The sequence below is a fragment of the Streptococcus sp. OH4692_COT-348 genome, assembly GCF_003859975.1.
Classification (GTDB): domain Bacteria; phylum Bacillota; class Bacilli; order Lactobacillales; family Streptococcaceae; genus Streptococcus.
The window spans coordinates 1-24,032 of sequence record NZ_RQZB01000007.1 but is presented as its reverse complement, the minus strand read 5'-3'; the positions used below and the strand labels follow the sequence as shown (position 1 = coordinate 24,032).

Genomic DNA, 24,032 nt, shown 5'->3' with positions numbered 1-24,032 from the left:
AAAGAAAACTTCAGACCAATCACAAAAGGTGAATATCTGAAGTTTTCTTTTATTTGTAAGTTATTACCATAAAGGTTAATAGTAAAACAAATAAGGCCAAACTCACCAATAAAGTGAGAACCTTTACCAAGGTGTTACTTTGCCAGTAGCTTGGTTTACCAATATTACTGGTCGCATCCATGGAAAATAGTTGATTTTGACGGGGTTGTATGGTTACCAATACAATCAAAGCAAGAGAGAGTACAATAGCTAAAACAATCAGTATGTCAGTCATAGGCCTACCTCAAAATTCCCAACAAAGTAAAGAGTAAACCAATCAGAATCATTAAACCCAAGATGAGTGAAAAAGTTTTACTAATCTTTTCCCCTCGGGTTTCTTTTTCCTTCTTGATAGGTTTTTGTTTCAACTCTTCCATGCGACCTTCAACGTCTTTGTAAAATAAATCTTCGTCTGACATGTTAGCCTCCTAAAACGGTTTGCATGGTTTCCTGATATCGTACCAAATCAACATAGTTTGCATGTTGACCTTGCTTCCCAAGTGCCAGACTCATTTGGGTAACATCTGAAAGGGCCAGTTTAATAGTCTCAACTAAAGGAGCAACCTCACTACTTTCAAATAGATGATCAGGAGCGATATAAGAACTATTGTGGACCGTTTGGTTAAATCCAAGAATCAAGAGATTGTGCTCAAAGGCCTGACGCACTGCCTGCAACAACTCATTGCTGTGATTGATATCCAAGTAAATATCCGACAGTTGATAGAGCTCCTGAATTTTCTGTGGACTAGCGTTCTGATAAAGGACCACATTAGGATAACGAAGCATATCTAATAACTTAGAAGACATCTCTGTCACCGCTGCGATACGGAAAGTAACATCAGGCAAGGCTTCTATAATTGCTTCTACTTGCTCAATCTGATCTGAATTAGTCAAGATTAAGGCATCTCGTCTTAGGAAATTATCACGTTTGAACTGGTAATGGTAACCCAAATGCACAAACTGAGCATGGTATTTCTCTTCAGTCAACTCTAAAGCAAGCTCATAAGTCGCCTTGTTTGGTATGATAATCTTCTTAGTACGCACATCGTCACTTTCCAAAATCAACTGCATATTGCCTGGAATGGCATCATAGAGAGGTTCCTGCCACACCAAGACATCTGAGCCAGACTTGTCTGGATGATGGAAGGAAACCAAGAAGGGAGTCGCTAGTGTATTGAACACAATCTGGTGCTTATCTAGCTCCAAATCTTGCAAAAAGAAGGTAATAAATTCAACCTTATTTGCAAAGTAACGAATGGACTGACCAGGTAGGGTCAATAAGATATCACCTGTCACATGATTTTCAAGCAAAACTTCCTGACCATTGACATCTTGGTAAACCGTCATGATCGGATCACTATCAGCACTATAGGTCGTTGTAGCAAAGCAAGCTCCAAAGCGATTATAATGGTCAACCTGACGGACTCGACCTTCCAGGTCTTTCCAATCTACTTGCTTAACCAAGCGAGCCTGCATTCCATCAGCATAATGAATGACGGCTCTCTCCTGCGTCCTATCTTCAATACGAGCAGACTGATTATTTCCTGAAATTTCCCAAAAAGCTGGAACAGGGACTTGGTTAAAATAAAGAGGTTTTCCCTTTTCATAGGCTAGATAATAAGTAAAAGGAGATACCAGACCATCAGGCAGAAAACCATCTGCATCGATGACCACTCCAAGTTGAGAAAGACCAGTAGCTACTAGACTTTCATGTAAATCTCGACTTTCTTGACCATAACTATCATAAAGTTCAATCATGGAGCACCTCCTCTACTGTTTTCTTCCACTTTTCTAAAATTTCTTCGGTTAAGAAGCCTTCTGCAATTTGATAAGAATGAGCGCGCATGGCTTCCAAACGATTTTCTTGATACAATTGGCAAATCTTAGCTGCATAAGCTTGCTTGATTTGGTCCTCCACATGGTCAGATGAACTTGGAATCAAATAGCCATTTTTCCCATCCTCTATAAAGGTCTGATTGCCATAAGGTACATCAAAACCAATTAGAGGAAGGCCTGAACCAATAGCTTCCATCAAGGTCAAACCAAATCCTTCGCTGGTAGATGCTGTCAAGTAGACCTCATACTGGCTATAAATTTGCGAAAGTTCTGCATGTCCCTTAAGTTGGATATAATCCTCAGCATGATGAGTTGCAATAATATCTCGAAGAAGAGAATCCTCACCACCACTACCATAAATATCAAAGGTTAATTCAGGAATTTCCTTACGCGCCTCAATGACCGCCTTAACCAACCAGTCAATATGTTTTTCTTTGGCAAGACGCGAAGCAGTAATCAATGAAAATGGCTTACGTCCTTGACTTGACTCAATCAAGGAATCAATACTTCCTACAGGAATGGTAACAATCTTTGATTGATGCTGGGTGTATTTGGCAAACTGCTCTCGCAACACTTCATTCTGTCTGTCAGTTGATACGATAAAGAAATCAACCTTATCCGCATTGGTAAACTGATAGTCATAATAGTTATTCCAAAGGATATAGTCCTCGTTTGTAGCATTTTCACTATAATGCTCAGCATGAACAACTACTGCTAAATGCGCCGCTTGCGCTTCCTCAAACACAACCTGTCCAATACCTGTCTCCCTATCGAGAATGACCAAATCAGACTTATTCAAATTCAAGGATTTCATAAAAGCACGCATGAAAGCTTGCTTTCCATAGAAAATCTTATCCTTGAAACGATAAACTTCTTCCTTCCCTTGATTCATCAAGATATCATAGGCTGGAGTCCCGTCTTCATTGTAAAAAGTTCGTTGGTATAAGACTGCAACATTGTCCTTAGGAGCAAAGTATTCGGTACAATAACGAGTGTAAGAAAAATAATCCTTGCGAATCAGTTTTCCTTTAAAAACATACTCGGCATGTTGAACCAAGTCCTTGTCCTCATCAACCAAATAACAGATTACAAACTTATCTTGATCAGAAAAGAAGACACGCAATACCTTACCATTCTTTTCTCTACGACTTTCCACACCATCAAAAATAGCTAGGACGTCATCCACTGTCACGCTAGTCGGTGCAATCTTAATGTCTGTAAAGTGGTTATAAAGCCAAATAACTTGATCATCATCAAAACCAATATTGGCTGTTAAGTGCTGAATATTATCGGCTAAAATCATATCTGTAAAGATAAACTTAGAGGAGAGATTTAATTTCCGAAAAACACCAGCACGGTAAGCTTGGGCGTATTCAACACCGCTACTAGCCCAGCCGATTCCTAAATTTATATTGTAAATTGTCATATATTCCTCTTTTTATGGGAAATGAGTCATAATCTCACCCTTAGGAGTGACTTCAACCAAGCCCATCAGGAGATTACGCACCATATCCGCACGGATTTGTTCTTTCATAACTTCAAAGCCCGCATAGGCTTCTTGATAATACTCTACGATTGGATTTTTCTGACTAGCAGACTGACCACCGATAGCCATAGATAACTGTTGGAGATAGTCTACCTGCTCTACCCAATTGTCATCAATAGCCTTGAGCAAAGAAAGTCGTAAATACTGTTCATACAAGTCATGTTGGTCAAGTAATGCTTTCTTTTCAGAAAGTTCTTTATCAATCACCTGCTTTATAAACCTACGAACTGCAGTTTTGTTAGTCACATCTATATAGCCTGGAATATCTTTAATATGAAAACTAATATTAGTTACAACAAAGTGGAAGAGCAACTCTCGGCTCTCATAATTTGAAACAGTTACTTGGTCTATATAACTAGTAATGATTTCTTCGACAACATCCTCTAAGTCACGAGAACCATCTATTAGACGATTACGCTCCTTGTAAATCATATCCCGTTGAATATTCATACTTTCAGCATATTCTAGAGTCTGACGACGTGCCGAACGTCCAGCACTATCACTTGCTTGTTGAGATTTTTCAACTAATTTCCGATACTTGCGACCCTTAAGAATCTCTGGTTGTGTCATATCTTTAACTTGGTAATCTTTATACTTTTTATGCACCCAAGATGGACCAAATTTCTTAATAACATCGTCCTCTAAGGATACAAAAAACTTACTCATTCCAGGGTCTCCCTGACGACCAGAACGTCCTCGAATTTGAAGGTCTATCCGTTGGCTTTCCATTCGTTCTGTTCCAATGACAATCAAGCCCCCAAGCTCTGCGACTCCTTTACCAAGTTTGATATCCGTACCACGTCCTGCCATAGAGGTAGCCACTGTAACAGCCCCCATCTGACCTGACTCAGAGATGATCTGGGCCTCACGCGCCGCATTATTAGCATTTAAAACATTATGAGCTATTCCCTCACGAAGCAAGAGTGATGAATAAAGCTGAGACATTTCAACTGAACCTACAAAAACGAGCAAGGGATTTCCCTTAGCATGGTATTCCTTGATGTACTCCAAGGATGCATACACTTTTTCAGGTAAAGTGATATATAGATTATCTGGATAGTCAATCCGTTGTCTCGGACGATTGGTTGGAATGCGTACTACAGACATATTGTAAGTTTCAATAAACTCTTTTTCCGCGACCTTACCTGTCCCTGTCATACCAGATATCTTATTAAACATTTTAAAAAGACTCTGATAGGTGACAGAAGCCATGGCCCTCGTTTCTGGAGATAATTTGACATGTTCCTTTGCCTCAATGGCCTGATGAATGCCGCCCTGTAGTTTTGTCATCTCCATTAGACGCCCTGTCCCCTTATCCACCAGTACCATTTCATCCCCACGAATGACATAGTCCTTGTCTTTTGTAAAGAGTTTATGGGCTCGAATCGCATAAACTAAATGGCGAGCAAAAACCGCATGCTCTTCCTTGTAAAAATGATCTATTCCTAAGAAACTTTCAGCAGCTTTAGCTCCCTTGGTAGTGAGCCAGACTTCATCCTTTTCTTCTTTAAAAATATAGTCCTCTCCTTCTACTAAAGTCGTTACCAGCGTATCAATAATACCATAGTGATTAGACTGAACCCGAGGTGCTCCTGCAATGATAAGGGGGGTCTGAGCACTATCCAATAGAATATCATCAATCTCATCAATAATGACATAATCAAAAGGACGTAAAAATTTTCCCTTTTCATTGGAAGCAAGATTGTCACCCAAATAATCGAACCCTAAATTACTATTAGTTGTATAAATAATATCGGATGCATAAATTCTTTTTTTCTCTTCTGACTTCAATTCCTGTTTAGGATCATCTGTAAAAGGAACTCCAATTGTTAAACCCAAAAATCGGTATACTTGTCCCATCTCCTCGGCATCACGCTTAGCTAGATAGTCATTGGTAGTAATCAGCATGGCTCCTTTTCCTGTCAGAGCATTAAGATAAATGGGCATGGTAGCTGTTAGGGTTTTCCCTTCCCCCGTGTTCATCTCAGCAACATTTCCATAGTGCATGACAATAGCTCCCATAACCTGAACATCATAGGGGAACATCCCTAAAATCCGTTTGTCCGCTTCACGCACAACTGCAAAAGCTTCTACTAAAAGATCATCTAGACTTTCTCCCTTGGAAAAACGCTGACGAAACTCCACTGTTTTAGCCACTAATTCTTGATCCGAAAGAGAGGACATCTTGCCTTTTAAACTATTGATCCTCTTTAAAATCTTTTTTACTTTCCTAAGCTGGAAATCTTGACCTAAACGTCTAAACACTTCTAGTCTCCTTGATAGAAAAATGATAAAAAGTTAAGGATTCAAAACCAGCACTTAAAAGAGAAATTTGATAAGTATAACTATCTTCTGGATAAATAAATATGAAATCTTTCACTTTTTCTACCTTTTCTTCTAAAATATCACCATAGCGGTCAAAAAAAGTAATCTTGGTATAAACCCCATTCTCAGGCCAGCAGTCAAAAACTAATGATAATTGATACTCCTGATTTCTTTTTAGTAAGGGGAGTTGAGGCTGAATTCTGGCTGACTGATAATTCACACTAGAAAACCACGTTTTAAGAACCTCACCAGATGCTAACAGAGGATTATACAGACGAACACTTTTATCAGGGTAGTAAGATACAGTTGACCCGTACATATATGTACCTCCTACTTCTCCCCAATGAATATGCTGTCTCTGTGTGATAATCATTCTTTCTCCCTTCCAAAACCATTTTCTAAGACCATCCGATAAAAGTGGATAAACCAAGCAACATTGGTATCTGTATCATCATTATGTCGTCCAGCAGTTCCTTTAGACAATATCTTGGCACCTGTATTACATAAATAAGACACTAATTGTTCATAAGCTTTTGGATCCATATCTTCATCCTTCATGTAGGACAAACCAAAAGTTGTCTTTGAAAAATTTGCTTGTTTAAAAACCTTCCAAAAACGCTGATCCAACTTCAACATGTGATTAAGACTTACTCCTCCAGTTTGATGTTTTAAAACATCAAAACCCGTAGGAAAAACTCTAGGACTTGCTAAACGTCCACGATTGGCTATAGTTCCTAGATTAACCAAGGGTTTTCCGACTATAATAGCATAAGGCTCAAAAGTAGCTCCATAATAAAGCGAAGGAAATGTTCCCATAGAAAGACCTGATAAAATCAAATCTTGACGCTCAAATCCCAAATAGTCAAGATAATGAGCAATCGTCTCTTTGACCTTTCCCTCCAGCTCATCCGTTCCTAGATAAAAAGCTCCCCCCTCTAAACGTGGATCAGAGAATAAGATAAAAGGACATCCTAGATTTTTCATCATGAAGTAACCTTCGAAACCTTCCGCTGGACGAAAACCAGCAAAATAAACAGCCAAAGGTGGTTTAAAATCACCTGGATGGAAGAAATAATTTATTTCATCACGCTTAAAATCATGTAGGATATTTCCACCAAGTACAAACTTACCAAATTGTTTCCGACTCCAACGTTGGTGAAGATTACCTAGTTTGATAATTCCATGACCTCTTGCTTCAACAGATATCGAAAGAAAGTAGTCTCCGTCTCGACTATCCATAACAAGCGCTTGCTCCAAATCTTTTTCAGACACTATTGTCTCTTCAAAGAAATCATCAACAGACCCACTCCAAATCTTACGAATACGCAAACGAAAATCACAATTTCCTTGTTTCTCATACTCAAGCCACAGCTCAATAGGAAGTTTTTGTTGAACTATGATATTATAAGACCAGTATGCAAGTTGAGAAAAATCTTGACCAAAATCCCCTTCCAAACTGACATAATCAAATCCTTGATAAGAAATAGCCCCTGTAAAATTTGGATTCATTTGGATTGTAGAAGGAAAAAGTTTATCACCATACCCACCGCCAAAAAGAGATTTACTCAAATCATTGATTAATTGCTGGGGATCTGAGAAATCAACAGCTAGAGCACACCGCTTTTTTAATAAATCAAGAATGGTCAAATCTGTCGTTTTAAAATCTTGATTATAAAAAAGAGTATGAGGCTCAATATGATGAACAAAAGGCAGTAAATCAGATAAATACTGACCATCCTCTATCAAAATAGAATGAAAACGTGTTATTTTTTCCATCTCCATCATTTTACGAAGGGCTAATGGTGAGTTGGGACAGAAATAATACCAATCCATGTTTTCAGGAATTTCATAATGATGATCCCAATTATCAATCCCTATCTGTAGGATTTTATAGTCCTTTGACATCTGTGACCTCCTCAATCCAGCGATGTAATTTATCTAAGAAACGTTGACCAGTATGCTCCTTGATTTTATCAATAGAATAAACCAAGGCCTGATTCCATTCTTTTAGTCTATTTGTATAGTAGAGTGCAGCCTTTGAAAACTCTGTCACATCTGAAATCAAATAGCCATTTTTCAAATGTTCCACATAGACGGTTTCAACCAGATTAATTTGAGGTATTCCCGCACTAATACCTGCTATTTGAGTATAGAGGTACGGTTGCTTATTGAGATCCACAATCAAACGAACAAACTCCAATGTCTTAATCAGATCCAACTCATCATTCATATTGACAAATTGAAAACGAAGTTCTTGCTCCTGGTTTTCCTCTAGAGGATTTTCTGCACCACCGTAGTCTAGACTTTTTTCTAAACTACCAGTATGGATTTGTCCCTGAATAATTTCATTGACAAGGGTTTCCACTTCTTCCATTTGGTTCTGACTAGCTGAAAAGGCCCCAAAAATAACTTCTGTATTTTTTGTTTCAGCAATAAATGATAAGACCTGAAATAAGGCTTGTCTATCAATTCCTTCAGAAAAATCTAATTGATAATAAATAATCGATTCTTTTCTAGTCTGACTTCTTCCCAGTCGTAAACGTGTATCAAAAGGAGAGAGATGATGAAATTTATCCGATAGGTTAGGATATAGTTCCTTCAAGAGCTGCAAACTATCTTCTCTATCTACTAAGACTATATTTGCCTGATCAAATGACAGAGCTAAGTCTTTAAAACTAGCTTGAGCATTCCGATTAATGAAAAGACTCAACAGCTTAGGATTGGCACTAGGTAAACGATCTAATACAAACTGATCATGATGAGAATGAGAAGGAACCATAAAAACATCCTCGTTCTTCACATACTGTTGAAGATATTTTTCAAAAAATTCTGCCACCAAGTCTCCCATGTTTTGATAGATAAGTTCTTTAAAGCGATAACCAAAAATTGGGTTTACTTCTACCCATCCTCCTTCTTTTAAACGCTCTCTAAATTGCCAAACTCCCTTGGGATTCAGATATTCTTGATAAGCTGCTTGCCCATCTTCAAAGAAAATAACACTAGATACAAATCCACGATCATCCATAATATAGTGCATATGTACTTGACCATTCGGTTCAAAATACTGTATATCACTGATGAATCCTTCAACCCCATGTTCAACCTTAGCAAATTTCTTCCCATTTTTTTGAACGATAATCGTAAAGGGACTATAAATAAATTCACAGTCATTATCCCACTCAATATCTCTAATAGTTAAAACTTGAGTATGGAGATTATGAAAATCTTGCATGACATCAAAAATAGAATAAGTATCTGTTTCCAACACACCATGTCTATGTAAAAAATAGCGTAAATGTGGTTGATAGGACAACACTAATAGACAAGAATCTATAGCTTGCCTTTGCAGGAGTCGAATCTGGTTAAAGGTATCATCAAACTCAAAACGAAAATGAGAAAAATACCATGGAGTGATATTTGCATGCCATGTTCTTTCTGAACCATACCAAGCTGGAATAAAATAATACATAAAATTCTCCTAAATCAAGGGTTTATAGGTTTCATTTAATCTTAAAGCCTTGACTTCGTCTCTAATCGTAAAAATCATGCCTCCAAACATCATAAACAAGCCTGGAATCATCGCCAATCTTAATAACTTTTCATCATACAAAACAAAAAGCATGGGGCCACCTGCCATGACCACATTAAAGAGAGCACCTATTACTGAGAAACGAAGGACCAACCGATTAATAAATCGACTAGTGTCCTCACCTGGATAAATACCATAAATGTATTCTCCAGATTTTTTCATACGTTCTGCAATCTCTTCTCCATTCATAGTAACAAATGCAAAAATAATACTAAATAAAAATAAGACAGAAATATAAACATAGACCCACAAAGGCTTTCCTACCATAAACTCCTTTGATAAAGCAACTAGCCCTGAATGATTAGGGAAAACATAGCCCAGCAAAATGAACAGATAAGCTGGTACACTTAGGAAGCTCATCACATACATATAAGGCATCCCACCTGCAGGATTCAACATGATTTCAAGATAGGAATAGCGTTTAAAACGATTATGTAAGCCAATTTTATTAACAGGAACTAAATAGCGCGCTCTATACATAATTGCGAGTAAATAAGAAAAAATAATTGTAAGCAAAACGAGTAGCACAATAATTCCCGTTGGAATATGTACCGTCTGAAATGTTTCCAGAACATCTTGAGGGATATTTAAAACAATACTGGATAATAGAATCACAATAGATCCCCCAATCCCCATACTAGCATTTAAATCTGACAACCAAATAAGGAAAAATGCACCTGCTATCAGCAACAAGGTATTCATCCCAACAACCAAAAATGACGAGTAAGAGGATTGTACTGGTAAACTCAAGGTAACTGCCAAGGATTGAATCACAGCAATAACCAAGGTCAGATACATTTTTCGACGATCTTGAATTTCAATCGCTGTAGAACTTAGCCCCAATTTTTTAGAATAAGAAAACATTTGCCACAAGATCATTGCAGACATCCATGGTGATAATCCTATAGAAAAGAGAGATAGACTTCTCAGATTTCCTCCTAGAAGTGCTGTTGAAAACGCCAAATATGCCGTTGACCCACCTAAAAAATCTTTACTGTTCAAGTCAACAAAAGGAAGAGTAATTCTGCTTCCTAATATATAAATAAACAACAAAAACAAAGTTATTAGTCCTTTTTTTACTGCCATTGATGAGTAAATTTTTTTCACGAAATACTCCTTTTTTAAACTTTAGTTTCAATCTTTCTACTTCTACAGACATACGCTAGATTATTACTTGCCTTTATATGATAAAGTACTCTTTCTTAGTAAGGCAGTTAGAACTATCTAAGGTTTATTAAATACTAGTATTATAAAAACCATTCCTATTAACAACTCTCAAAAGGAATATATATCCTTCCAAAAATATTCAACTAAATTCTCAATTAGTATGACTAAGTCTTAAACAAGTAAATCATTGAAAATTATAATTACTAACACAAATTTAACTGGTTTTTTGAAGTCCATCTCTTAATTTGCATATCTCAAAATTTGGAATGGTAGATCATCTATCATCCATCTTATTTTTCATTTCCCAAGCTCTTCATCACTTCAATCATTTCGTCAGGTCTGTCTACAGAAAAAATACCATCGTAAATACTATCATCTGAGGATTTCCTAGTATTATCAAACGTAAATATTTTTATCCCTCTATCTCTGGCCTTGGACAAAACATCCAGAACCTCTGCGCCGAGATTGATATCTAAATAGACTGTTGTATCATCTAATATCCATTCAATCCTATTGTGAATGATACTCTGATAAAGAGTTACATTTTCATAAACTGATAAATTGGTTAAAGCAGGAGCACAATATACTGGAGCTCCGATATGGAAATGCCAATCAGGTAAAGACTTTATTAAATATTCTAAGTGCTCTACTTCTAAAACCCATGTCGCAATAAAAGCAGTCTTCTTAGATTGATTACTTCTTTCAAAATAATTAAAATTTGCTTTTCTTGATATCATTTCAGACCAGTCTAAATCTCTATATACCCACCACAATTCTCGAAGACGCGATACACTATACGTGTTCCAAGGTTTATCATGACTTGCAAAATGTGTTATTACTGGTCTACAACGTTCCAAATTTTCTAAATTTCCTGACGTATTAAGGAAATCTAGTCCTATTAATTTATTAAATTCATAATCCAATTGCAACCATCGATTTTCAAAATAAATGTTTAAAATGCTTTGATCAGCCATTACCACTTGTTCTTGCTTTTCTTCTGTCAATACCAATAACTCATGCGTAATATTTTGATCTCTCCACATATCATTATTGATTAATAATACTCCAGCATGAAACCATTAATAGAAAGTTCCTATCCATATTTGTCCTGTACTGCTGCTATAGAATAGCCATTAAAATCTAATTCAAATAAGGGACTTAAATCACCACTCACAATCAAGATATAAAGCTCTACCTTCTTCAACAATGTTAGGGATTAAAAATCTATAAAATGTAGCATAGTTTATAGAATTTGCCGTTTTAAAATCTTTAAAGTCACTAGAATCCAAACGAATATTTTTAATACTGGAATCAAAATATTTTAATTTAGGAACTAATAACTTAAACCATTCTGGTGCTATATCACTATTTAAAATATAAAAATCAACTTCTGTATTATGACAAAGAATCGACTTAATTGTTGTCTCTAACTAAACTAAATAAGCATTATCCGCTGCTAAGACAATTGATTTTCTCATGACTTTCCTTCCATAAAACTTTTAATCATTTCTACCATTTCATCAGGACTATCATGATGACAAATTCCAACATAAGATTCTTCAGATATACCAGAGAAATATGTGTTATCAAATGTTAACATTGGTTTGTGATGTTTTTTCACATACTCATAAACCATGTCCATTTTTCCGTCGTGATTAATATCTAAATATAAGTCTGATTTCTCAACTATTTTCTCTACTAAAAGAGGCAATATATTTGGATATAAAGTCACATTATGAAAGCGAGAAAGAGAAACCAACTCACCAGACATATTTGTAAATGCCGCAAGATGAAAATGGACATTGGGCAATTTCTGTATAAGATAGTCAATTTTTTCAACATTCCAAGAATTAGTTAAGTTGACACAATGAAATTTTGGTAGATATTTTTCAACAGTATAACAAAGACCTTGTTCACTCCAATGTTTAACAACTTCAGACCACTCGAGTAAGTTATAATGCCACCAAACTTCCCTTAATCTACCTACAGAAAATTGGTTCCAAGGTTTATCCTGAGATAAGAAATGTAAAATTGCCGGTAATGGATTTAATGAAATCTGAAAAATAAACTCATGATTATGTGCTGCAGCACCATAGTCGAATCCTATTTGAAAATTGTAGTTCCAATCTAAATCTTTGTAACAATCATGAAAAAGCATATTCAAAATGGACTGATCTCCTTCTGCCACATTTTCATGTTCTTTTTCTGTTAGTTCAATCAATTTTTGTCGAATATTTTCAGATTTCCATTTTTGGTTGTTAATCAACAAAACTCCAGCATTAAAACCAACTCCTACTCCAAAACAAGATCGAGTTGCTGCCAAATAATTTTCACCTAAATCTAATTCAAACAAATCGGTTAAATCACCTGTCACAACCAAATCACTATCAAGATAGAGAACTCTATCTTCTGTTACAAAATCCGGAATAAAGTAGCGTGCAAAGGTCATATGATTGATATGTGGCAGTTTATTTGACCAGTTCATTTGAAACTGTGGGCCAATTAACTTACAATCAATCAAGTCACTTCCTATTTCTTGTAATTTTGGGCGTAAAAAACGAAACCACTCTTGAGGAATATCTTGATTGAAAATATAAACTTTCAAACCACTATTATGATAACACAAAGATTTCAAGGCAGTCTCAATCTGTCTAATATATCCATAGTCTCCTGCAAAAACTACAGCTTTTTTATCTTCTAACATTTTATCTCCTTTAAGTTTAAGGTAATTCATTACGATAAGACAGTGAGCACTTGACTATTATATGCCTCATCTTCTATAAATTCAATATCTTGATCAAAATTATGTTCCGCAGTATGCTTGTGATGCAATTTAACCTTTGTATCAACTCCCATTTTCATCCATTCATACTCTGAATCAATATGACCAATATCTAGAACCCGATAACCCTTCTTAAAAAGATTATAGGATAAAATTTTAGCTGTAGGACCAAGCATACATAAAATAAGGCGATTTTCAGCATACTGTAATACAGCTTCTTGAATCTCTTCTATACGCGCATAAGCATTATGGGAGGGACAGATAATCCGCTTAATTGAATTTGCTCCATCAAATAGATCATTACCTACACCTGAACGAGAAGTTACTCCTTCTACAATCAGAATGTCCTTATCCTTCCAAATTTGTTTTAATTTTTCAAATTGACTAAATGATTGAGATTTATCCACATAATCAATGTATGGTCTAGATACAAATGTAGTCCCATACCAATCTGCTCTAGCTAATTCTACATAATCTTTTAAATGATATTCTAAATGTCCCTTCCAGAAGGCTTCCGCTGCTGGTGTAAAATTAGAACGATCAGCAAATACATTTGGTAAGCCGATAACTAATTTTTCATCACTTTGAAGAGAAATAATCTCTTTCAACTGACTTGCAAGATTCTCATCATAGACTTGATAAGGAATAGATTTCCCTAACATTAAATCCATCTCTCCATCTCCAAAGCGAATAATAGAAGATTGGTTTTCTATTATATAATCTAGAGTTTGATCGATATCCTTAACAATAATCGCTGGTCTTCTTGCTTGGAATGTTCCAGAAATAAGATTTTTAATATCTTCTACCATACGTTCAGGTGATTTTGAAGAGTATATCTGTTGTCCAAAAGAGCCATGTTGGGTACTCTCAAAAGAGAAAATGATTTTATTCATTTCATAAACTGACTTCACAATATCATGTGTCGAATGACCACAGCTAATATCCAAATACAAGCCCATTCTTACTTTTAATTGTTCTAATTTTTCTATAGTTATAGCTGGATGTAAACGAATATTTCGATAGTTATTTTGTAGTTCATATAACTTAGGCCCCATATCTGTCCAAGCTGCGACATCAAAAATAACATGTGGAAGATATTGAGCTAAATAGTCTAATTGTTCAATGTCTTGTGTATCTGTAAATATTAAGCAATGAAATGTCCCCTGATTATAATCTTTTAAAAACCGAGAATGGCTAGCATAGTCTTTGATAGCTTCTATCATTAAATTGATATCTTCTTTGTCAAATACCATTTGGTTATACATTCCATGCTGTGTATTGGAAAAGCTTAGGATAGGAATCCCAAGGTTATCAACATCTTTCAAGATACTTTCAACTTCCAATCCCTGATGGATATCCAAATAAATACCCACTTTTCTTTTCAGTTTTTCCAGTACAGGTGGAACAATCTGTGGATGTAATCTCACATTATCATACACAGCTAATTTTGTTAGTTCCTCACCCATATCCGTCCATGCCGCAATATGAAATACCACATCTGGTAGAGCTGTAACCAGCTCCTCTATTCCTTCTAAATCTTGGGAATTAGTTAAAGTTAAACACGAAAATTCTCTATCTAGACGAGGTAGAAGTTCAAACTCTCCTATATGGTGTTGTAAAATCTGACTCCATTCCAAATCATGGAATTCCCACCATAAATCACGATAGCGATTGGCTATCAAGGTAGTCCAAGGTTTTCTGTAGGTCGTAAAATGAATCACCACTGGTTGGTCACTAAAAGTTAGATGTTCCTGCCAATTATTATACAAAGCCACAACATCATGCCCTACTTGTAGATTATAAGCTCGACCTAGCTCTAACCAATCATCTTGCAAGACCTGATTGAAAATCGTTTGATCTCCATTAAAATGTTCAAAACGACCTTCTTCAACTTCCTTTGTTGTTAGGATAGACTGTTCAATTAGTCGTTCTTTTAGTTTCTCTTGTCGCCATTTTTCATTATTGATTAGTAGAACACCAGTATTAAAACCTTGACCATTTGCATCTCTAATCGCTGCTATATAACGTTCTTCTATATCATGCTCAAATAGATTATCTAATTTATCATTGATAAGCAAGTCACAATCTAAATACAAAACCGTATCTTCTTGTATATAATCTGGGATAAAATATCTAGCATAAGCAATCGAACTAATGTGAGCTTGTTTTTTCCAATTCTGAAATACAGTCTGTTCAGGTAGTTTAACATCGATAATCTCACTACCTAACATGCGAGCTATTTTGCGTGGCTTGCGAAACCAATCTGGCATAATATCTTGATTTAAAATATAAATCTTAACATCTGAATTGTGGTATAGAATAGATTTTATAGTTGTTTCTAACTGCGTGGTGTAATTACGATCACCAGCTAATACAATTGTTTTAATCATCTTGTTCTCTTAATCAATTCCTAAGTGATAGATTGCATCTACCAATAACTTTTTAGTGAAATAACCTTCTTTTAGCAGATAGCTAAATGTCTTGATACGATTCGTCATTTCTTGATATTCTTGTAGATTCATTTTATCAACTATCTCATGAACCTCTTCTAGACTATCCGCCACAAAGCCCAAGCCTTGATCTACTATAAATTTAGCAGTTGATAAGCTGCTCGGTACAATCACTGGGATACCAGCTGTTAGATAGGTACTAACCTTATGAGATATATTTAAGGTATAGTATTGGTTACTTTCTCCCTCATTTTGATGGGTTCCCCAGACAAGGCCAAATCCACCCTTTGATAATTCTAGCAACAACTCCTCATCTTTTTTCCATCCTTCAATGCTAAGATTTCTAGCACTAGAACTAGCCTCCCCTTTATTTGAAAATACTCTTAAAGGCGTATCTTGAGACCAATTTTGTAAGTCTGGGAAACGCTCTAAACTTCCAGCAAAAAAGAGTTCTTTTTTAAACTCTGGGGTATATAAGGACAAATCATGAGGATGATCCCACATACCTTGAACAAGGATTTTCTTAGTTGTCAAGCCTTCTTCCATCAGGCGTTCTTTCATCTGTTCAGATGGAACAATCAAAACGTCCGATAGATTATACATATACATATACTCTTTCATGAGATAATAGTTACTATCAAACATGAGAGGAACAACATCATGGATAAAGCAAATAATTTTCACCTGCATATCCTTCAGCTTATCAAACAAGACTCGATCAAACTCAAAGCCATTCCAAGTAGGAGATTGAAAGACTAAGATATCACCAATAGAAATACTGGCCATAATCCCATCCAGACGCTTATTCATTTCAGAAGGGCTATCTGAAGCAATATTGTAAAAATAAATACCAACTTCTCTAAATCCCAGTTGACTGGCTATTTTTTGAACAGCATTTTGAGCTAGAATAACAGTACTATCACCAGCCATACCGTATAAATTTGTTAAATGTAGTTTCATATTGTATTATCTCATCTTTTATTAGTATCTACGGAAGTAAAGACAATTTTTCCATCATTCTTCTATAAATCTCTGTGAACTGCATATTTTGTTCTTCTTCAAAACTATCTAATTGATTTCTGTCAATCAAAATATGGTTTATTAAATCATAACCCAAACTAACTAGAATAGACCACCTTTGAAACTCTTAGAAGTATCTTCCATGTCCAGTAAGTATCAATTCTTTAACTACCTGTATTTTAGTATCCGGCAACATTTAAGACTTCTTTAATCGCATCTACCATTTTTTCCGGTCTCTTAGATTCACAGATAAAACTTGCTTTTTCTACATTATGACAAGTATTATCAAATGAAAGAATAGGTTTTCCAATTTGATATACCTCTTCAATAATATTAGCAATTTCATTTTCATGATTAATATCCAAATAGAAATCAATCTTTTCTAAAATCTTTTTGAAATTCATCGGATTGAATGAAGGTAGTATTCGTACATTTAAATATCGTTGTAAATCAACAATTTCAGATGCAAATCCTGTATGAGCCAGAATTGAAAAGTGAACCTGCGGTAATTCTCTAATCAAGTATTCCAGATGCTCTATATTGCAAGTATTTGTAAAGATAGCTGTATGATAGAGTGGTGCTTCTATAAGTGAGTTTAAGCCCTTCTTAAAAGTCGGCCTTTCTCATCACAATATCAGACCATTCCAAAGAATAATAGAACCACCACTCTTCTCTAAAGCGATTTAAATTCACTTGATACCATGGTTTGTCTCCTGTAAAATGAATAATCTTTGCTGAATCTTCTAATTTCAACGAATCGATATACCAGCTATCAATTTGATAATTTTTTGCAACTGTATCCATTCCAACCATGAAATTATATGAAGAACCTAAAGCATACCAACGATTTTCAAATAATCTATTTAAAATTCCTTGATCTCCAAAAGAACTATCATGAAATTCATTTGTTAATTCAATAAGTTTGTCTGTTACTCCTTCTGTTCTCCATAATTCAACATTGATTAACATTACTCCAGCATTAAACGTGCTTGGAACCAACTCATCTTGAACAGCTTTTATAGGAATATCCGTCATGTCAGTCAAAAATAATTCTTCAATATCTCCTCTTACTATAATATCTGAATCTAAATAGAGAGCCTTTTCCTCTTTTACAAATTGAGGAATAAAATAACGAAAGAATGTTGCATAGCTTAAATGGGGCAATGGAAGATGATAAGCTCTTAAACTATTACCACTTATTTTCACATTAACGATTTCAGATAATAAAGGTTCCAGTCGTTTAGACATTAATTGAAACCATTCTGATGAAATATCATCATTAAAGACATAAAATTTCAAATTACGATTGTGAGCACAAATTGATTTAATTGTTGTCTCTACCTTATCTTGATAGCCATTATCTGCACCTAAAACAATAACTTTCTTTGTCATTTATCCATCCTCTTAATCTATATACTTTCTAATTTCCTGAACCATTTTATCTGGATCGGTAGGAGAAAATACTTGAGCTCCCTCGTTGCAATGATTTGTATTTGAAAAAGAAAACACTGGTTTCCCCATATTCATTACTACATTTGTAATATCATCAATCTCATCATGATAGTTTATATCTAAATAAAAATCTAATTTTTTCATTACTTTATCATAAGAAAAACGATTGTACTGTTGATAAACTGTTACATTAGGATATCTCATTAAATCAATAATATTAGAGGCAACCAAAGTATGAGCTAATATAGAAAAATGAACATCTGGTAAATTTTCTATTAAATATTCTACTTGCTCCAGCTCACAACTATTTGTAAAAATAGCTGTGTATGCCTTAGGAATAACTGTCAAATCTTGATATGTCTGAAATACCCTTTCTTTACGTAACAAAATATCCGACCAATCTAGCCCCTGATAGAACCACCAAATATCTCTATAACGATTTTGACTCATATGCAACCAAGGTTTCTCTCCTGTATAGTGGATGATATAAGGCAAAACATCGTCAGGAAGGGCTGAATTGTACCACGATGATAGTGCTTCTGGAGTTGCCTCAACAGCGATATGAATTAAACTATCTAAACCAACCATAAAATTGTATTTACGATCCAATTTTTTCCAGTTTTCCCCAAATACCATATTGAGAATACCTTGATCCCCAAAAACTTCTTGATGATGTTTATTTGTTAGCTCAATTAGTTTTGCAGAAAGATTTTCTTGTCTCCATTTACTAACGTTAATCAACATCATTCCTGAATTAAAGCGATTTTCATACCCTTTTACAAAATAGTCCCGAACACCAGCAATCCAATAGTCTCCTAATTCTTCCTGAAATAGTTCATCCAACGAATGAGTCACTACTATATCCGAATTAAGATATAAGGCTTCTTCTTCCACTACAAAATCTGCTATAAAATATTTAAAAAATGTAGCGTAGGATAAATAAGCACTTGGAAGATGATAGCCCTCTAATTGATGATTCGAAATCTTGACATTGACAATTTCTGAATCAATTACTTTTAATCGTCTATTCATAACTTGAAACCATTCGCTCGGAAGATTATCATTAAAAATATAAAATTTTAAGTTTCTATTATGCGTACATACCGACTTAATTGTAGTCTCTAGCTTATTTAAATAACCATTATCTGCTCCAAGAACGATTGCTTTTTTCACTTTATTTCTCCTCATAGATTATCCCTGTTAATAAAAAGTCTAATTCCTCTAGCCTCTTAGTTTCAATACTGTTTTCTAGTCCTTTTTCATTTGCAATTCGATGCCAATAGTCTAGATAAAAATGATGTTGTTAAACGTACTGACTTATATCGTAATCTTTTTATGCTACCATCGTAATCCTTTCCAATCTCAAATCATGATTATCTCTAATCATTTTTTCTGAAAAACCATTATTTGAAATGCTAATCTTTCGAATACGATATATAAGTTATTTTTTTACTTGCATAAATAACTTATAATTTGTACCTATATCTTCTTTAATCCTTCCTGCTAGAAATGTTATTTGATCAAATAGTTCACGTTTTGACAATATACACCATGAAGTTTGCAACTTTGAGTCTCCTCCTTCAAATTGAGGTAGCTGTTCGACTACTTTTCTCCCACTATAAACATTCTCATACTCATCTCCATATTCATAAGCTCTTTCCTCATCATAAGCACCATAATAAACTGTTGAAACATCTACATTATACTTTATCATCAGTTCATATAAAGTTTCTAAGTAAGAAGAATCTACAAAAGTAAGATATGTCCCTATCGAACGTTCAATTCCAATATTTCTCGCTGAAGATAATCCACCATTTTCTTTTTTCAAAATAACGGAAACGAGTATCCTTAGCAAGATATTCTCTACAGATATATGCTGAATTGTCTGGGGAGGCATCATTGATTAATAAAACCTCAAACTTTGATACGTCTGATTCTGAATACTGTCCAAGTACATTCGTAAATAATTCTCAACGTTATAGACTGGATCTGCGATACTGATTAATTCATTTCCATACTATAATTACTTTTCTCCTAAAATTTTTTGTATCTCTGTCACCATTCCATTTGCATCTTCTTGTCGAAAAACTTTACTAAATCCACTTGAATCATGATTAGTATTCTCAAAAGCATAAACAGGCTTATTCTGTTCTATTGCTCTATTAACAATACCATCCACCTCTCCCCAATGGTTAATATCTAAATAAATATCTGATTTCTTCAACAAGTCCTCAATAATATCATCATGATGAACATTTGTGTATATATTCACGTTCTCATAACGATTGAAACTTTCAAGATAATCCGAAATATTTGTTTTAGCCGCTATATGAAAAGCTACCTCTGGCAGATTCTGAACAAGATAGTCTAAATTTTCTAAAGTGTCTGAAGCTGTTAAAGTGAAAACGTGAAACTGGTGTTGTTTCCTAGGAATGATTTTCAAATCCTCTTGAGAAATAACGATAGAATTAGCTGGTATATCTTTATAAATCAGGGCATTTGCTCCAATAATGACATTATCTCCAATCGTCACTCCTTTTAAAATGACAACATTAGTTCCAATCCAACAATTTTTTCCAATAGTTATTTTGTCAGCAGTAAATTTAATTTTTTCGATATGGTAATTTGAATATTTATGGTTATGGTCAAAAATTCTTACCCCATCTCCAAACATGGTATCCTTACCAATTTCAATTTCTTTACCACAACGAATCGTACAATGATCATTAAAGAAAACTCTATTTCCTAGTGTTAATTTAGCATTATCAGATACTTCCAAACTTATAAATGAACGAAATGTAACATCCGTTCCTAGTTCAATAGTAGCAGTAGGAGATATCTCTATATGATGAAAATCTCCTAATAACTTTACAGAATCTTCAAACTCCATGTCTATCTTCCACTTCTCTTAATTTCTCAATCATTGCTTGAACTTGGTCAACAGCATATACTTCCTGACCAACATCGTAGGATTTGGTGTTTTCAAAGGTTAAGATAGGCTTCCCAAGTCTTGCAAATCGATTGAGAATTTCCTCTGTTTTTTCACCATGATTAATATCTAAAAGTACTTGACTCGTCTCTATCAATTCATTGTCAACATCTACCAAATAGTGAATCCCGTTAAAAATGGTCACATTTGGATAAACTGTCAGTTGAGCCAATCGATCGCTGACCATCACTCTAGCCGCAATCTTAAATTGAATATCAGGCAAGGATTGAATCAATGTTTCAATTTGTTCTATAGAATCCGAAGCAGTATAAATTAAACAAGTGAACGGTTCTTTTACAGGATAGATATGATTTTTTTGTAATGGATGTAAATGATGATTTTGTCCCAACTCTGTCCATTCCAAACTATGATAGTACCACCAAACATCACGATAGGTTTGAGCTGCCAAATCTTTCCAAGGTTTCCTATGAGAAAGATAATGAATAATAGCAGGATAATCCTGACCTTCAGGTAATTGATAATCAGTGAACTGCTTATGAATGACAATATGATTATAATCAAAGCCCAATTCCAGCCATTTATTTTCAAAAAGCATATTCAAGATACTCTGATCAGCCTGTTCCACCTTGTCATGCCATTCATTGGTTAAATCAATCAACTTGTGTGTCATATTGTCTTTTTTCCAAAAAGCATTGTTTACCAATAGAACACCTGCGTTAAAGATTTCTTGACCGAAATAGGCTCTTCCCCCGAAATCTCTAACAGCAGCCAAAGGATAATCTTGTAAGTCAGTAGCAAACAAGTCATCAAGATTTTTCGTTACGAGTAAATCACAGTCCAAGTAGAGGGCCTTGTCTTCTTGAACGAAATCAGCTATGAAATAGCGTAAAAACACTGTATAACTAATATCCGTTTTATAACGGGAAATTTGCTCAGACGTTACCCGACAATTGATAATTTCTGAATCAAACTTTTCTAAACGCTTATTTAATTGCTTAATCCATTCATTTGGAAAATCGCTATTAATCAGATAAAAACGAAGCGAACGATTGTGATAACAGATCGATTTAATCGTGGTCAATACTTGGTCTACATAGGCATAATTCGCCGCTAGAACAATGGCTTTCTTTTCCTTTTGCTCTTGCATTGACAACTGATTTAAAAGAGTTCTTTTCATTTCAAACTCTTTATAGGTTGCTGTATCGGATAAAGCACTAGCTTGACCGTTCGCGAGAATGACTTCCAACATCTGACGATAAATAGCTAAATGTTTTTCTAAAGGATATCCTAGACTGGCTAATAAAGTGATATGTTCAGACATGGAATCAACCAAGGCGTGCATCCATTTTTCTGTCCAAGTTCTAGATAAACTATTATTTCTGATACGATAAGAATAAATTCCTTTATGGATATAAACAATCTTTTCGGCCAACAAATAAATCTTTTGATTGAGGTAACCGTCTTCTCCTAATTTACCTATGTCGAAGCGTAAGTGATCGAACAATCTTGCCTTATAAAGTTTACCCCAAGCAGATATCAAAGCAAAACTATTCATTTCTTGAGATTCATACAAGTTCTCAAAGATGGAAACATTGTCATACACTTTCTCATAATAGGAATCTCCCAATATATGGAAGTAGAACATTCCTTCGCTTTCGTTGAAAGAATAGTAATTCCCAACTGCAATATCTGCCTGATACTCAATTATTTTTGTGTATAAGGTTTCTACATAATCTAATTCAATCCAATCATCTGAATCGACAAAAGTTACGTAAGACCCAGTCATTCTCTCTAAACCTGCATTTCGTGCATCAGATAGACCACCATTTTCTTTTTCAATATAAACAATCCGTTCATCTTTTTGTGCATACTCTTGACAAATTGTACCCGAATTATCTGTAGAGCCATCATTGACAACAATAATTTCAAGATTTTTATATGTTTGTTTTATGATACTATCTAGACATTTATTCAGGTAATTTTCAACATTATAAACTGGGACAATTACCGTAATTTTTTCAGTCATGAAACCTTTCTCCTTTCCTAATATTATAACATTTTTTACCCTATTTTTCACCCTCTACCTACTTTTAATAATCGAATAAGGCTGAAAAAACGAGTATAGCTGCAGTTGAAGATGCTCGTTTTTCTTATATCATGTTTTATCATTAAAACAAGAACAAACCAGTTAAAAAGACGCGATAATATATAAAGATAAGGACACAAATCAGTTAAGATTAACAGGCAATCTGATCTACGATACCTCCAAAACCCATGAAACAAGAATGATTAGTCTCTTTTCGACCAGTATACCTATCCGAGTGTTGGTGGATTAGGCATTTCACACTGCTTTCCTATGCTCGTCAGATATTTTCTAATCGTAAATCCCTCAAATAAACGAATAAATAATTACACTAATATATATGTTTCTTATAAAATGATTAGGTAAGGTAAAGCAATTTCTAAAAATAATTTAGAAGTGGCATTATACTATTCTAGATTCAATATACTGTATTATTGGATGCTGACCGCATCTGACTAGCACTTCAAATCACGACATGCCCCTTGAATGAAAAATCCCCTGGATGATTTTTCATCCAAGGGATTCTCTATACATCGAAATAATACTACTTTTTATGTATTGTTAATCCGATTATTCTTCATCATCACGTTTACGGCGTTTCGCGATCAGACCTAGACCTCCCACAGCTGCTAAAGCTCCAAGGAGTACAGATGACTTAGAAGCTTCTGTACCTGTATTTGGCAATTGCTGTCTAGACTTACCTGCTGACTCAGATGCACTTGTGCTTGCTGATTGGCTTGCACTTGTTGATGCTGACTCAGATGCACTTGTGCTTGCTGATTGGCTTGCACTT

16 protein-coding genes and 3 pseudogenes are annotated in these 24,032 nt (G+C 34.9%); all 19 read right to left on the bottom strand.

All coding sequences use genetic code 11. The features are described from left to right. Positions 1-49 precede the first annotated feature (49 nt). Positions 50-274: an accessory secretory protein Asp5 gene (locus EII37_RS05445; RefSeq protein ID WP_033689239.1), complete on the bottom strand. Its 225-nt coding sequence runs from the start codon at positions 272-274 to the stop codon at positions 50-52. A gap of 4 nt (positions 275-278) precedes the next feature. After that, positions 279-458 carry an accessory secretory system protein Asp4 gene (gene asp4, locus EII37_RS05440; protein ID WP_001278707.1) on the bottom strand — a complete coding sequence of 60 codons (180 nt, stop codon included), beginning with the start codon at positions 456-458 and terminating at the stop codon, positions 279-281. Between the two features lies 1 nt (position 459). Further along, positions 460-1,797 (bottom strand): accessory Sec system glycosylation chaperone GtfB, encoded by a 1,338-nt coding sequence (gene gtfB, locus EII37_RS05435; protein ID WP_124787851.1) that lies wholly within the window; start codon positions 1,795-1,797, stop codon positions 460-462. Further along, positions 1,790-3,301: an accessory Sec system glycosyltransferase GtfA gene (gene gtfA, locus EII37_RS05430; RefSeq protein WP_124787850.1), complete on the bottom strand. Its 1,512-nt coding sequence runs from the start codon at positions 3,299-3,301 to the stop codon at positions 1,790-1,792. Before gtfA ends, gtfB begins: the two co-directional genes overlap by 8 nt. A gap of 12 nt (positions 3,302-3,313) precedes the next feature. Next, the gene (secA2, locus tag EII37_RS05425; protein ID WP_124787849.1) at positions 3,314-5,686 is read right to left on the bottom strand and encodes an accessory Sec system translocase SecA2; all 2,373 of its coding nucleotides are present in this window, start codon (positions 5,684-5,686) and stop codon (positions 3,314-3,316) included. Further along, on the bottom strand, positions 5,679-6,119 hold the full coding sequence (gene asp3 / locus EII37_RS05420; RefSeq protein ID WP_124787848.1) for an accessory Sec system protein Asp3: 441 nt from the start codon (positions 6,117-6,119) through the stop codon (positions 5,679-5,681). Before asp3 ends, secA2 begins: the two co-directional genes overlap by 8 nt. Then, complete coding sequence (gene asp2 / locus EII37_RS05415) at positions 6,116-7,651, bottom strand: accessory Sec system protein Asp2 (protein ID WP_124787847.1); 1,536 nt, start codon at positions 7,649-7,651, stop codon at positions 6,116-6,118. Before asp2 ends, asp3 begins: the two co-directional genes overlap by 4 nt. Continuing rightward, the gene (gene asp1 / locus EII37_RS05410) at positions 7,635-9,215 is read right to left on the bottom strand and encodes an accessory Sec system protein Asp1 (protein ID WP_124787846.1); all 1,581 of its coding nucleotides are present in this window, start codon (positions 9,213-9,215) and stop codon (positions 7,635-7,637) included. Before asp1 ends, asp2 begins: the two co-directional genes overlap by 17 nt. A gap of 9 nt (positions 9,216-9,224) precedes the next feature. Beyond that, complete coding sequence (gene secY2, locus EII37_RS05405; protein ID WP_124787845.1) at positions 9,225-10,442, bottom strand: accessory Sec system protein translocase subunit SecY2; 1,218 nt, start codon at positions 10,440-10,442, stop codon at positions 9,225-9,227. A 350-nt stretch (positions 10,443-10,792) separates the two neighbouring features. After that, positions 10,793-11,920 (bottom strand): annotated as a pseudogene (locus tag EII37_RS05400) (glycosyltransferase). 56 nt (positions 11,921-11,976) lie between these two features. Next, positions 11,977-13,206, bottom strand: a complete 1,230-nt coding sequence (locus EII37_RS05395; protein WP_124787844.1) for a glycosyltransferase — start codon at positions 13,204-13,206, stop codon at positions 11,977-11,979. A 29-nt stretch (positions 13,207-13,235) separates the two neighbouring features. Next, on the bottom strand, positions 13,236-15,674 hold the full coding sequence (locus EII37_RS05390; protein WP_124787843.1) for an SP_1767 family glycosyltransferase: 2,439 nt from the start codon (positions 15,672-15,674) through the stop codon (positions 13,236-13,238). Between the two features lie 9 nt (positions 15,675-15,683). After that, the gene (locus tag EII37_RS05385) at positions 15,684-16,694 is read right to left on the bottom strand and encodes a sugar transferase (RefSeq protein ID WP_124787842.1); all 1,011 of its coding nucleotides are present in this window, start codon (positions 16,692-16,694) and stop codon (positions 15,684-15,686) included. A 239-nt stretch (positions 16,695-16,933) separates the two neighbouring features. Next, positions 16,934-18,146 (bottom strand): annotated as a pseudogene (locus tag EII37_RS05375) (glycosyltransferase family 8 protein). A gap of 12 nt (positions 18,147-18,158) precedes the next feature. Beyond that, positions 18,159-19,379 carry a glycosyltransferase family 8 protein gene (locus EII37_RS05370; RefSeq protein WP_124787841.1) on the bottom strand — a complete coding sequence of 407 codons (1,221 nt, stop codon included), beginning with the start codon at positions 19,377-19,379 and terminating at the stop codon, positions 18,159-18,161. Positions 19,380-19,647: 268 nt separating this feature from the next. Continuing rightward, positions 19,648-20,113, bottom strand: a pseudogene (locus EII37_RS11540) (glycosyltransferase family 2 protein); the annotation flags it as partial. 116 nt (positions 20,114-20,229) lie between these two features. Then, entirely contained in the window at positions 20,230-21,096 is an 867-nt protein-coding gene (locus tag EII37_RS05360) for a DapH/DapD/GlmU-related protein (protein WP_124787840.1), read from the bottom strand. Next, positions 21,086-23,182 carry a glycosyltransferase gene (locus EII37_RS05355; protein WP_124787839.1) on the bottom strand — a complete coding sequence of 699 codons (2,097 nt, stop codon included), beginning with the start codon at positions 23,180-23,182 and terminating at the stop codon, positions 21,086-21,088. The genes EII37_RS05360 and EII37_RS05355 overlap by 11 nt, the downstream gene beginning before the upstream one ends. Positions 23,183-23,809: 627 nt before the next feature. Then, positions 23,810-24,032: LPXTG cell wall anchor domain-containing protein (locus EII37_RS05350; RefSeq protein ID WP_124787838.1), on the bottom strand; the 223-nt coding region annotated here is incomplete at its 5' end.